The sequence below is a fragment of the Geodermatophilus obscurus genome (genome assembly GCF_900115395.1).
GTDB classification, from domain to species: domain Bacteria; phylum Actinomycetota; class Actinomycetes; order Mycobacteriales; family Geodermatophilaceae; genus Geodermatophilus; species Geodermatophilus obscurus_B.
In genome coordinates this window covers 36058-48483 of record NZ_FOWE01000006.1, presented here as the reverse complement: position 1 = coordinate 48483, position 12426 = coordinate 36058, and the positions used below count along the sequence as shown (strand labels likewise).

The 12426-nt window shown below is 76.5% G+C and carries 10 protein-coding genes; 7 read left to right on the top strand and 3 right to left on the bottom strand.

Annotation, left to right across the window (positions count from 1 at the left end; genetic code table 11):
- Positions 1-150 precede the first annotated feature (150 nt).
- The 3 genes from BM165_RS12790 (at position 151) to BM165_RS12780 (ending at position 2865) form a co-directional block, all read left to right on the top strand.
- Positions 151-744 carry a PadR family transcriptional regulator gene (locus tag BM165_RS12790; RefSeq protein WP_075013941.1) on the top strand — a complete coding sequence of 198 codons (594 nt, stop codon included), beginning with the start codon at positions 151-153 and terminating at the stop codon, positions 742-744.
- A 107-nt stretch (positions 745-851) separates the two neighbouring features.
- Complete coding sequence (locus BM165_RS12785) at positions 852-1931, top strand: inositol-3-phosphate synthase (RefSeq protein WP_075013940.1); 1080 nt, start codon at positions 852-854, stop codon at positions 1929-1931.
- Between the two features lie 166 nt (positions 1932-2097).
- On the top strand, positions 2098-2865 hold the full coding sequence (locus tag BM165_RS12780; protein WP_075013939.1) for a hypothetical protein: 768 nt from the start codon (positions 2098-2100) through the stop codon (positions 2863-2865).
- Between the two features lie 130 nt (positions 2866-2995).
- Here BM165_RS12780 and BM165_RS12775 read toward each other — a convergent pair whose 3' ends face one another.
- The gene (locus BM165_RS12775; protein ID WP_208976729.1) at positions 2996-3658 is read right to left on the bottom strand and encodes a YqgE/AlgH family protein; all 663 of its coding nucleotides are present in this window, start codon (positions 3656-3658) and stop codon (positions 2996-2998) included.
- 63 nt (positions 3659-3721) lie between these two features.
- Here BM165_RS12775 and BM165_RS12770 point away from each other — a divergent pair, with 63 nt between their 5' ends.
- Complete coding sequence (locus tag BM165_RS12770; RefSeq protein ID WP_075013938.1) at positions 3722-5005, top strand: MFS transporter; 1284 nt, start codon at positions 3722-3724, stop codon at positions 5003-5005.
- Here BM165_RS12770 and BM165_RS12765 read toward each other — a convergent pair.
- Both BM165_RS12765 and BM165_RS12760 read right to left on the bottom strand, forming a co-directional pair.
- Positions 5002-5916 (bottom strand): matrixin family metalloprotease, encoded by a 915-nt coding sequence (locus BM165_RS12765; protein WP_075013937.1) that lies wholly within the window; start codon positions 5914-5916, stop codon positions 5002-5004. The two genes, BM165_RS12770 and BM165_RS12765, sit on opposite strands and share 4 nt — an antisense overlap.
- Before the next feature lie 93 nt (positions 5917-6009).
- Positions 6010-7467: a CCA tRNA nucleotidyltransferase gene (locus tag BM165_RS12760; RefSeq protein ID WP_244274206.1), complete on the bottom strand. Its 1458-nt coding sequence runs from the start codon at positions 7465-7467 to the stop codon at positions 6010-6012.
- 42 nt (positions 7468-7509) lie between these two features.
- Between BM165_RS12760 and BM165_RS12755 the strand changes: the two genes are divergently transcribed.
- From BM165_RS12755 to murJ, 3 genes are read left to right on the top strand one after another with little or no spacing between them, the layout of a single operon-like run.
- Positions 7510-7986, top strand: coding sequence for an NUDIX hydrolase (locus BM165_RS12755; protein WP_075013936.1), 477 nt, complete (start codon positions 7510-7512; stop codon positions 7984-7986).
- On the top strand, positions 7979-10348 hold the full coding sequence (locus BM165_RS12750; RefSeq protein ID WP_075013935.1) for a DUF6049 family protein: 2370 nt from the start codon (positions 7979-7981) through the stop codon (positions 10346-10348). Before BM165_RS12755 ends, BM165_RS12750 begins: the two co-directional genes overlap by 8 nt.
- Positions 10345-12420: a murein biosynthesis integral membrane protein MurJ gene (gene murJ, locus BM165_RS12745; RefSeq protein ID WP_280140713.1), complete on the top strand. Its 2076-nt coding sequence runs from the start codon at positions 10345-10347 to the stop codon at positions 12418-12420. The genes BM165_RS12750 and murJ overlap by 4 nt, the downstream gene beginning before the upstream one ends.
- The last annotated feature ends 6 nt before the right edge of the window (positions 12421-12426 follow it).

Genomic DNA, 12426 nt, shown 5'->3' with positions numbered 1-12426 from the left:
CGGGACTCCCCGCGACCACTCCGGCAGCGCGTCCGGCCACCGCCGGGGACCTGCCCGCGCCCGATCGGGTGACGCCGACCGGTTGTCCTGCCGTCCACCTCCCGATGTATCGTCTCGATACATCGACCGGCAGGACCGCTGGGGGGCGAGATGCTCGAGTTCGCCATCCTCGGACTGCTGCAGCAGGCCCCGATGCACGGCTACGAGCTGCGCAAACAGCTCGCGGAGGTGCTCGGTGGGCTGCGCAGCATCTCCTACGGGTCGCTGTACCCCGCGTTGAAGCGGCTGCACGCTGCCGGGCTCGTCTCCACCGACGAGCCCGACCGGCGGGCACCGCTGCCGGCGGACGCACCGCCGCTCACCGGCCGGCGCGGGAAGGTGGTCTACACGATCACCGCGGAGGGCAAGGAGCGCTTCGCCGAGCTGGTCAGCCAGGCCGGCCCCGAGGCGTACGACGACGGCAGGCTGTTCGGCGTCCACCTGGCCTTCTTCCGGCACACCGCCGCCGACGTGCGGCTGCGCATCCTCGAGGGGCGCCGCCGCACGGTCGAACGGCAGCGGGACGGCCTGCGGTCCTCACTGGCGCGGACCCGGGAACGGCTCGACCGCTACACGCTGGAGCTGCAGCGCCACGGACTGGACTCGGTCGACCGGGAGGTGCGCTGGCTGTCGGAGCTGATCGACAGCGAGCGGCGCTCCCCGGAGTCCGGACCCGACCCCGAGCGCGGGCCCGGCGGGGACTGACCACCGCACGACCGCAGGCACCACCGGCTGCTCAGCCACCGCAGCCGCCGCCAGGACCGGAGAGGTCCCGCGACACGGACCACCGGGTCCAGGGAGAAGGGAAAGCAATGGGAGCTGTCAAGGTCGCCATCGTCGGCGTCGGGAACTGCGCCGCCTCGCTGGTGCAGGGCGTGCACTACTACCGGGACGCCGACGAGACCGCCTCGGTCCCGGGCCTCATGCACGTCCGCTTCGGCGACTACCACGTCTCCGACATCGAGTTCGTGGCCGCGTTCGACGTCGACGCCAAGAAGGTCGGCCGCGACCTCTCCGAGGCCATCGTCGCCAGCGAGAACAACACGATCAAGATCTGCGACGTCCCGCCGCTGGGCGTGACCGTGCAGCGCGGCACCACCCTCGACGGCCTGGGCAAGTACTACCGGATGACCATCGAGGAGTCCGACGACCAGCCGGTCGACGTCGTGGCCGCCCTGCGCGAGTCCGGCGCCGACGTCCTCGTCTGCTACCTGCCGGTGGGCTCGCAGGAGGCCGCCGAGTTCTACGCCCAGGCCGCCCTCGACGCAGGCGTCGCGTTCGTCAACGCGCTGCCGGTGTTCATCGCGGGCACCAAGGAGTGGGCGGACAGGTTCACCGCCGCCGGTGTCCCGATCGTCGGCGACGACATCAAGAGCCAGGTCGGCGCCACCATCACCCACCGGGTGCTGGCCAAGCTGTTCGAGGACCGCGGCGTGCAGCTCGACCGCACGATGCAGCTCAACGTCGGCGGCAACATGGACTTCAAGAACATGCTCGAGCGCGAGCGCCTGGAGTCGAAGAAGATCTCCAAGACCCAGGCCGTGACCAGCCAGGTCGACCGCGACATGGGCACCGACAACGTGCACATCGGCCCGTCGGACCACGTGCCGTGGCTGACGGACCGCAAGTGGGCCTACGTCCGGCTCGAGGGCCGCGCCTTCGGCGACGTCCCGCTGAACCTCGAGTACAAGCTCGAGGTCTGGGACTCCCCGAACTCGGCCGGCATCATCATCGACGCCGTCCGCGCCGCGAAGATCGCCAAGGACCGCGGGATCGGCGGCCCCATCCTCTCGGCGTCGTCGTACTTCATGAAGTCGCCGCCGGTGCAGTACAGCGACAGCGAGGCCCGCGACGCCGTGGAGGCCTTCATCCGCGGCGACGTCGAGCGATGAAGGACCTACCTGCCCCCCACGCCTCGCTGACGCTCGGCGCGGGACCCTGCAGGTAGACCCCAGCAGCTCACCTGGGGCCCGCCCTCCGCACGGAGGGCGGGCCCCGTCGCGTGTACGGGCCTGTCGGGACACCGGGGACGGCGCCGGGCTGCCTACGCTGACCGGCATGCCGCGCCGCCTGCTCGCGACCGCGCTGGTCGCGCTCGGGGTCGGGCTGACCGGCTGCTCGGAGGACGCCGAGCGGCAGCCCGGTGACCCGGTGACCACCGAGGAGGCGCAGGTGCTGGCCGGGCTGCTCGCCCGCGACGCGGAGGAGGGCGGCGCCGACGTCGTCGTCACCGCCCCGTTCGGCGAGGACGGCCTGCTGACCCTCACCGGCGAGGTCGACCTCGCCGGCGCCGCGGGCCGCGCCCGGTCGGTGACCTCCTACGGCGACGGCCGGCCCGACGACGTCCGCACCCTGTTCTTCACCCGCGAGGAGATCTGGGTGGGCGACGTGCCCGGCCTGCCCGAGGCGCTGACCGCCGCGGGCCTGCCCGACGTCCCGTTCGTGCGCCGCCCCCTGGCGGCCGGACCCGACGCGGTGCCGCTGACCGACGTCGTCGTGCAGATGGTGCTCAACCTCGGCGCCGACGAGCCCGACGACGCCGCCGCCTTCCTCGACGGCGGGGCGACGTGGGAGGGCCAGCGCTCCATCGACAGCCGGCTGGCCTCGGTCTACGGCTCCGAGACGGGCTGGTCGGTGGCCGTGGACGACGCCAGCGACCTGCTGCTGCGCTTCGAGGCCGCGCTGCCCGGCCAGGAGGAGTCGGCGGTGGGGACGGTGACGGTGACCCTCGCCGACCACGGGCCCCGCACGATCGCGCTGCCGGCGGAGGACCAGAGCCTCGACGCCACCGCGCACCCGGAGATCGCCACCGCGCTGGGCGTCTAGGGCCGGACATGGGTGGAGGGGGCGGCCTCTTCCCCAGACCGCCCCCTCCGAGGACGTTCCTACCAGATCCCGACGGCGCGCGCAGCCGGTACGGCGTGTCCGGCGACCGGTACTGCCCGACCGGGTGAGGTCAGTTGGCCGAGGGGTCGGCCGGGGCCGTCGACAGCACGGCCAGGCGGCCGGTCTGGCGGGCCAGGACCGCGCGCCACAGCTGCGGGCCCGACAGGTCGCTGAGGACGTCCGCGGGGCTGCCGGGGACGCACGCCCACGCGCCCTCGGCGATCTCGCCGGCGAGCTGGCCGGGGGACCAGCCGGCGTAGCCGGCGAACACCCGCAGGCCCGAGACGCCGTGGTCGAGGGCGTCGGGGTCGGCGTCGAGGTCGACGAGGTACACGTCGCCGGCCACCCGGCGCAGCCCCGCCGGCTCCTGACCCTCGCCCGGGCAGGCGGCCAGGCACAGCGCGGTGTCGGTCTCGCACGGGCCGCCGACGTGGAACACCGCCGGCTCGACGGCGAGGTCGCACCAGCCGGGCAGCACGTCGCGGATCTCGACCTGGCTGGGCCGGCCCAGGACGACGCCGAGGGTGCCGCTGTCGTTGTGGTCGAGCACGTAGACGACGGCGCCGGCGAAGTTGGGGTCGCTCAGCGCCGGCATCGCGACCAGCAGGGACCCGGGGCCGACGTCGTCGAGCGTGCCGGTCGACAGGGTGGGGACCGCCGCGCGGCGTCGCCCCGGGACCGCCGGGGCGGGCCGGGCGGACTCGGGATCGGGTGACGAGGGCACCGAGGACATCACGACCAGTGTGCAACAGTCCGGCGGCCAGGGGCGGACGAGGCCGCCCCGTATCGTGGGCTGGTGCGGGCGGCCGGCACCAGCGTGCGGCACCTGCTCTCCCGCGGGGACTTCCGCCGCTTGCTCGCCGCCCGGCTGCTCGCCCAGTCCGGCGACGGCGTGCTGCAGGCAGCGCTGGCCGGGACGGTGCTGTTCAACCCCCAGCGCGCCGCCGACCCCGTCGACGTCGCCGCCGCCTTCGCCGTCCTGCTGCTGCCGTACTCCGTCGTCGGCCCCTTCGCCGGGGTGTGGCTGGACCGGTGGAGCCGGCGGCAGGTGCTCGTGCGGGCGAACGTGCTGCGGGCCGGGCAGGTCGCCGTCGTCGCGGCCCTGGTGCTCGCCGGGGACGACGGCCCGCTGTTCTACGCGGCCGGGCTCGCCGTCTTCGCCGTCACCCGCTTCCTGCTGTCGGCGCTGTCGGCCGCCCTGCCGCACACCACCGACCCCGCCGCGCTGGTGCCGGCCAACGCCCTGTCGACCACGTCGGGGGCGGTGGCCACGGTCGCCGGCGGGCTGGCCGCCCTGGGTCTGCTGCAGCTCGGGACGGCGGGGGACGCCGCCTACGCCGCGGTGGCGCTCGCGGCGGCGCTGCCCTACCTGGCGTCGGCCGCCGTCGCGGCGGGCTTCGCGCGCCCGTACCTCGGACCCGACGCCGGGGACGGCCCGGGCGGGACGACCGCGCGCGCCGTGCTGCGCGGGATGGTCGCCGGCGCCCGGCACCTGGGGGAGCGCCCGGCCGCCGTCGCCGCGCTGGCCGCCATCGGCGCCCACCGGGTCTGCTACGGCCTGCTCACGCTCATGACCCTGCTGCTCTACCGCGGCCCGCTGGCCGGGAGCACCGGGCCGGTCCTCGCCGGCGGACTGGCCGGCCTGGGCCAGGTGCTGGCGGCCGGCTCGGTCGGCACCCTGCTGGCGGCCGCGGTCACGCCCCCGGCGGTGCGCCGGCTGGGCACCCGCCGGTGGGTGGTGCTCCTGCTCGCCGGCGGTGCGGTCCTGCAGCCGGCCCTGGGGCTGACGTTCGCCCCCGCCGGGCTGGTGGCCGCCGGCCTGGTGCTGGGGTTCGTCGCGCAGGCCGTGAAGATCTGCGTCGACGCCACCCTGCAGCGCTCGGTCGACGACGACTTCCGCGGTCGGGTGTTCTCCGTCTACGACACCACCGTCAACGTCGCCTACGTCGCCGCCCTGGTGACCGCTGCGCTGCTGCTGCCCGCGTCGGGACGCTCGGTGCCGGGGCTGGTCGTCGTCGCCGCGCTGTACGGCCTCACCGCCGCCGGCTACGCCCGCGCCACCCGGGTGCACGCAGCCTAGAGCCCGGGCTCGCAGGCGCCGCGACCGAGCTCCGCCAGGCCGGCGAGGTCACCGGGCCCGAGGTCGACCTGGCCGTCGTTGGTCACGTGCATGAGCTCGTCCGGGTCGTCCACGTGGTCCAGGCCCAGGACGTGACCGAGCTCGTGGACCAGCACGGCACGCACCGCGGCCCGCCCCCACGGGCTCCCCGCCGCCTCGGCGGCCCAGTCGGCGTCGACGACGACGGAGCCGGTCACGTACACCCACGGGCCCCCGGCGGAGACGGCGTCGCTGCCGCCCCGGCCGGCGATGCCGCGACCCACGTCGGGGTTGTCGGCGGGGCGCTCGAAGGAGAGCAGCACCGGCGCCCACCGGTCGCCGTAGCGGGCCGGCTGGGAGGCGGCGCGGTCACGGGTGACCCGCTCGTCGGTGCGCCCGTCGTAGACGAACCGCAGCCCGGTGGCCGCGGCGACCTCCGCCACGGCCTCCTCGACGAGCGACTCGAAGCCCGGCGGGGCGTCGTCCGGGCGGACGACGTAGTGCACGGGACGACAGGGGTCGTAGGCGACCGGCGTGACGCCGTCGCGCTGCAGGCGCAGGAACGACCAGCTGCCGTCCGCGGCGGATGCCGGCGGGGGAGCGCCCAGGGGCTGCGCGGCGGCCCCGACCCCGGGGGACGGGCGTTCGTCCGCCTCCAGCGCCACCGCCCCGGAGGGCAGCGTGAAGTCGTAGCGGCCCTCCCAGGGCCACCGGGCGCCCTGGGCCAGCGCGCTCGACCAGAGCACCAGCGCGGCCACCAGCAGCGCGACGATCGCCACCCGCAGCGGGGTCCACCCCGACACCGGCACCGAGGGCGCCTCCGAGGGCCACGGCGGGCGCGGCGCGGTCCGGGACGGCTGCGTCCCGCCGTCGTCCCGCTCCTCGCCGTGCACCCGGTCTCCCCGTCGTCGTCCGGGGGTCCGTCCTACCGGCGGACGGCGCGGTGCAGCAGGGTCCGGGCGGGGAGTGCCACCCGACCGGGGGAGTCAGGAGCGGGCGGCCCACCAGGCGCGCAGCTGCGCCTCGGCCTCGTCGGGGTCGAGCGGGCCGCGCTCGAGGCGGAGGTCCTTGAGGAAACGCCAGGCCTCGCCGACCTCGCGGCCCGGGCCGATGCCCAGGATCTCCATGATCGCGTTGCCGTCGAGGTCGGGGCGGATGCGCGCCAGGTCCTCGGCTCTCGACAGCTCCGCGATCCGCTGCTCCAGCGAGTCGTAGGTCGCCGACAGCGCCGCCGCGCGCCGCCGGTTGCGGGTGGTGCAGTCCGAGCGCACCAGCTTGTGCAGCCGCGGCAGCAGGTCGCCGGCGTCGGTGACGTAGCGGCGCACCGCCGAGTCGGTCCACTCGCCGCGGCCGTAGCCGTGGAAGCGCAGGTGCAGGAAGGTGAGCCGGGCGACCGCCTCGACGACGTCCTTCGGGTAGCGCAGCGCCGTCAGCCGCTTGCGCACGAGCTTGGCGCCGACCACCTCGTGGTGGTGGAAGGAGACGCGGCCCCGCGGCTCGTGCCGCCGGGTCGCGGGCTTGCCGATGTCGTGCAGCAGGGCGGCCAGCCGCAGCACCAGGTCCGGCGACGGGGCGTCCGGGTCGGCCTCCTCCAGCGCGATCGCCTGGTCGAGCACGGTCAGCGAGTGGCTGTAGACGTCCTTGTGCTGGTGGTGCTCGTCGATCTCCATCCGCAGCGCGGGCAGCTCGGGCAGGACGACGTCGGCGAGGCCGGTGGAGACGAACAGCTCGAGCGCCTGCCGCGGGGCGTCCTGCAGCAGCGTCTTCGACAGCTCGGCCTGCACCCGCTCGGGCGTGATCCGCGCCAGCTCGCCGGACATGGCGGTGAGGGCCGCGACCACCTCGTCGGCGGGCGTGAGGCCGAGCTGGGCGACGAAGCGGACGGCGCGCAGCATCCGCAGCGGGTCGTCGGCGAAGGAGTCCGTCGCCGCGCCGGGGGTGCGCAGCCGCCGGGCCAGCAGGTCACCGAGGCCGCCGAAGGGGTCGGTGACGGTGCGGTCGGGACCCAGCGACACGGCCATCGCGTTGACGGTGAAGTCGCGGCGGGCCAGGTCGTCCACGAGCGACGTCCCCCAGGCCACCTCCGGGTTGCGCGACTCCCGGTCGTAGCGGTCGGCCCGGAAGGTGGTGATCTCCACCCGCGTGCCCCGGATCTCGACGCCGACCGTGCCGAAGGCGATGCCCTGGTTCCACGTGGAACCCGCCCAGCCGCGCAGCAGCGCGAGCACCTGCTCGGGCCGGGCGTCGGTGGTGACGTCGAGGTCGCCGGCGGCCGGGGCGGGGTCCCCGGACCCCGCCGCGAGCAGCGCGTCGCGCACCGATCCGCCCACCAGGTGTGCCTGGAACCCGGCGTCGGCGAACCGCCGCCCGAGCTCGACGAGCACGGGGGAGACGTCGACGAGGTCGCGCACGGTCCGCTGGACCGCCGGGGGCACACCGGACACGACGAGCCAGGGTAGTGCGACGTCTCGCGCTACCCTCCTCGCATGGGAGGGACCGGTGCACGCGGGCGCCCCGGCCGCCGTCTCCGCCGGGTCGACGAGACCTCCGCCGGGGGTCTGGTGGTCGCCGACGACGGCGTCACCGGACCCCGCGCCGCGCTGATCGGCCGCACCGACCGCCGCGGCCGGCTGCTGTGGTCCCTGCCCAAGGGGCACATCGAGGAGGGCGAGACCCCGGAGGACACCGCCGTCCGGGAGGTGGCCGAGGAGACCGGCATCATCGGCGAGGTCCTCGCCCCGCTCGGCATCATCGACTTCTGGTTCGTCGCCGAGGGGCGCCGCATCCACAAGACGGTGCACCACTTCCTGCTGCGCGCCATCGGCGGCGCCCTCTCCGACGCCGACGTCGAGGTGACCGAGGTCGCCTGGGTCCCCCTCGACGAGCTGAGCGCCCGGCTGGCCTACGCCGACGAGCGGGCGCTGGTCGAGCGCGCGCCGGCGCTGCTCGCCGACAGTGCGTGACCCCGCGCGCCCGCTCCGTCCCAGGCACAGCACCCCCGGAGCCGGGGCCGGCGGGACGCGGCCCGGCGCCTGTGCCCGCCGAGTCCTGACGACGGCGCTGCTGACCCTCCCGCTGCTGGCCGGGCCGGCGCTCGCCGGGACCGCGCCGCCGGCCGCCGCCGCACCGTCCGCACCGGCACCCGCACCCGCACCCACCCCGGCCCCCGACCCGGAGCGCCCGGTGGTCGTGGAGCTCACCCGACTCGACCCCCGCACCGTCGCCCCGGGCGGCACGGTGACGCTGAGCGGCACGCTGACCAACACCGGCGCGGAGACCCTGACCGACCTCGGCGTCCGCCTACAGCGCGGCGAGGTCCTCACCACCCGCGCGGAGCTCATCGGCAACGACGCCGACCCCGACCCGATGTCGGCGGCGACCATGCCCTTCGTGCCGCTGCCCGGTCCGCTCGGGCCGGGCGCGCGGGTGGACTTCACCTACTCCGTCACCACGGCCGACCTGCGGCTGGACCGCGACGGCGTCTACCCCGTCCTGCTCATCGTCAACGGCACCGGGGCCGACGGCACGGCGCGGCGGGTCGCCGAGGTGAGCACGTCGGTGGTCCAGCAGACCGCCGCGCCCGCCGCTGCGACCTCGGTGGCCTGGCTGTGGCCCCTGGCCGAGCGCACCCACCGCGACGCCTCCGGCGAGTTCGTCGACGACGGCCTCGCCGACCTGGTGTCCGACGGCGGCCGGCTCGACCGCGCGCTGGCCGTCCTCGAGCAGGTGCCCACGGTCGTGGCGCCGGGCGCGCCCATCGAGGCCCCGGCCGCACCGGTCACCGTCGCGGTCGACCCGGCGCTGGTCGAGGAGCTCTCGCTCATGGCCGACGGCCCCTACGCCGTCGCGGGCGCGGACGGCGCCGGCGCCGGCACCGAGGCCGCCGCGGCGTGGCTGACGCGGCTGCGCGCCGTGGCCGCCGACCACCCGGTCGTGGCCCTGCCCTACGGCGACGTCGACGCCGACGCCCTGCAGGCCGCCGGGCTGCCCGCCGCGGTCCTGCGGAGCCTGCCGGGCGCGGCCGGGACCACCGACGAGAGCACCGACGACACGGGGGAGGGCACCGGCTCCGCTCCTGGCGCGGCCGGGGCGGAGTCCCCCGGGCCGGCGGGTGCGGCGCTGCTGCGGGACGCGCTCGGCGTCGCCCCGCGCACCGACCTCGCCTGGGCCGCCGGTGGCTCCGTGCGGCCCGACACCCTCGGCACGCTGCGCGCCGGCGGCGTCGACCGCGTCGTCGTCGCCTCCAGTGCGCTCACCGCCGGCGAGCGGGCGCTCGGCGTCGCCGGCGGCGGCGCGGCCGCCCGCACCACCGTGCCCGGCCAGGACGGGCCGGTCGACGCGCTCGTCGCCGACAGCGGGCTGTCCGGCCTCGTCGGCTCCGCGGCGAGCGCCTCCGGCGGCCCACGGGTGGCCGAGCAGCGCTACCTCGCCGAGCTCGTCCTGCTGTCCCAGCAGCCGGCGACCGACCCGGCGGGCCAGTCGGTGCTCGTCGCCCCGCCGCGGGACGTCGACCCCGACCCCGGCACCGTCGCGGCGATGATCGGGCAGACCGCGGTGCCGGGCCTGCGCGCGGCCTCGCTCGCCGACCTCGCGGCCGGCCCGGCCATCGACGCCGGCACCCTGGTGCAGCCCGCCGACGCCGCCCCGCTCGACCCCGCCGGCCTGGCCGACATCGCCGGGGCCGCCGGCGTGCGCGACGACCTCGCCGGCGCCGTCACCGCCGACCCCGCCACCGTGCTGGCCCCCTACGACGCCGCCGTCTCCCGCGCCGCCTCGGTGGCCTGGCGCGACGAGCCGGCCGCCTTCGTCCAGGTGGCGACCGACCTGCGGGCCACCCTCGCCGGGCTGCGCCAGCGCGTCACCCTGCTGGCGCCGGCCGACGGCACCTACAGCCTCGCCTCCGACGACTCCCCGCTGGTGCTCACCGTGCAGAACGACCTGCCCTTCGCCGTCCGGGTCCTGCTCGACGTCCGCACCCGTGACAACGTCGGCCTGACCATCGGCGACCTCGGGCCCCAGGAGCTCGCCCCGGGGCAGCGCACGACGCTGGAGGTCCCCACCGAGCTCCGCCAGTCGGGACGGTTCGCCGTCACCGCGGGCCTCACCACCCCGAACGGCGGGCCGCTCGGCGACGACGTCGCCATCCAGGTGCGCAGCACCGCCTACGGGACCATCTCGCTGTCGATCACCATCGGCGCCGCCGTCCTGCTCGGCCTGCTGTTCCTCCGCCGCGGGGTGCTCTTCCTGCGACGCCGAGGCCGTGCCGAGGAGGACGTCACGCCGGCCGCCGGTCCCGCGTTCCCGCCCAGCCGGAGCCCGGTGTGACCGGCGGCCCGCGCAGCGACGAGGACGCGCCCGCCCAGCGGCCGCTGCCGCCGGTCCCGCCGTCGCCCGGCGGACGGGACCGCGCCCGCGAGCGCCCGCTGCCCCCGCCGCCCTACCCGGTCGCACCGCCGCCGGACTCCCGGCTGCCGTCCCGGCCGGCCCGTCGCCCCGTGCCCCCGGTGCCGCCGCCGGCGCGACCCCGCCCGGAGGCGGCGGCCGACCGCGCCGCCGGACCGCCGCCGGTGCCGCCCGCCGCGTCCCCGCCGGTGCCCCCGCCGGTGCCCCCGCCCGCGGCGGTGCGGCGCTCACCCCGGCCGCTGCCGCCCGTCCCGCCGCCGGTGCGCCACCGGTTCCTGCCGGCCGACGAGACCCAGGTCATCCCGATCCTGGTGCTGCCCCCGGTGCCGCAGGCGCCGGAGGGCGAGACCGAGGAGCAGGCCCGCGAGCGCGAGGGCGCCCCCGGCGCCAGCCGCGGCATCCTGCGCGCGGCGGGCACGATGGCCGTGGCGACGCTGGTCAGCCGGATCACCGGCCTGCTGCGCACGGTGGTGCTGGCCGCGGCGCTGGGCGTGGGCCTGGTCAACGACGCCTACAACACCGCCAACACGCTGCCCAACATCGTCTACGAGCTGCTGCTCGGCGGAGTCCTGACCTCGGTGATCGTGCCGCTGCTCGTGCATGCCCAGGAGCGCGACCGCGACGGCGGCGTGGCCTACGCGCAGCGGCTGTCCACCGTGGCGATCGCCGGGCTGGTGGTGGTCACCGCGGTCGCGGTGGCCGTCGCCCCGCTGCTCACCGCGCTCTACGGCATCCAGGGGGACCCGGAGCAGGTCCGGCTGGCGAACTGGCTGGCGCGGATCCTGCTGGTGGAGATCGTCTTCTACGGCATCGGGGCGCTGGCCCAGGCGATCCTCAACTCCCGAGGCGTCTTCGGCCCACCCGCGTGGGCGCCGGTGCTCAACAACGTCGTCGTCATCGCCACCGGCGTGCTGTTCGTGATGGCGAGCGGGCCCGGCGACCTCGAGCCGGGGACCATCACCGCGCAGCAGGTGTGGCTGCTCGGCGGCGGCACGCTGCTCGGCATCGCGGTGCAGGCGCTGGTGCTCCTGCCGCTGCTGCGCCGCGCCGGCGTGCCCCTGCGGCCGCGGTGGAACCTGCGCGCGATCGGCCTGCGCGAGGTGGGCGGCCTGGGCGTGTGGGTCATCGGCTACGTCGCCGTCAGCCAGGTCGGCGTCATCGTGGCCACCCGGATCGCCAACGCCGCCACCCGCGAGGGCGGGCTGGGGTCCAGCGCCCTGGCCATCGCCAGCCTGCTGTTCCAGATGCCCTACGGGATCATCGGCGTCGCCCTGCTCACCGCCCTCGTGCCGCGGATGAGCCGCGCCGCCGCCCGCCACGACGTGCCCGGCGTCGTCTCCGACCTCGCCCTCGGCACCCGGCTCTCGGCGCTGGGGCTGCTGCCGGTCGCGGCCGCGCTCACCGTCGTCGGCCCGGCGCTGGCCACGGTCGCCTTCGCCCGCGGCCAGACCGGCCTCGACGACGCCCGCGCCATCGGCACCGCCCTCGCGCTCGGTGCCTTCGGGCTGCTGCCGATGGCCGTCACCCTGCTGCAGCTGCGCGTCTTCTACGCCATGAAGGACGCCCGCACGCCCACCCTGATCCAGCTGGGGATGGTCGCCGTCCGGGTGCCGCTGCTGCTGCTGGTCCCCGTCGTCGTGGGGCCCGAGCACGTCGTCGCCGGGCTGATGCTGGTCACCAGCGTCACCTACCTCGCCGGCTGGGTGCTCGGGCACGTGGCGCTGCAGCGCACGCTCGGCGGCCTGCGCACCCGCGAGACGCTCGGCCCGGTGCTGCGGATGGTCCTGGCGGCCGCGCTGGCCGGCCTGGTGGGGCACTTCGTGGTCGGGGTGACCGACGACGCTCTCGGGACGTCACCGGGGGGCTCGCTCGGCACCCTCGTGATCGGTACCGTGGTCGTCGGTGTCACGGCCCTGACCGGGTTCGTGCTCGCCCGTGTCCCGGAGCTCCGGGAACCCCTCGCCGCCGTCCGCGCGCGGCTGGGCCGCGGGTGAGCGCCC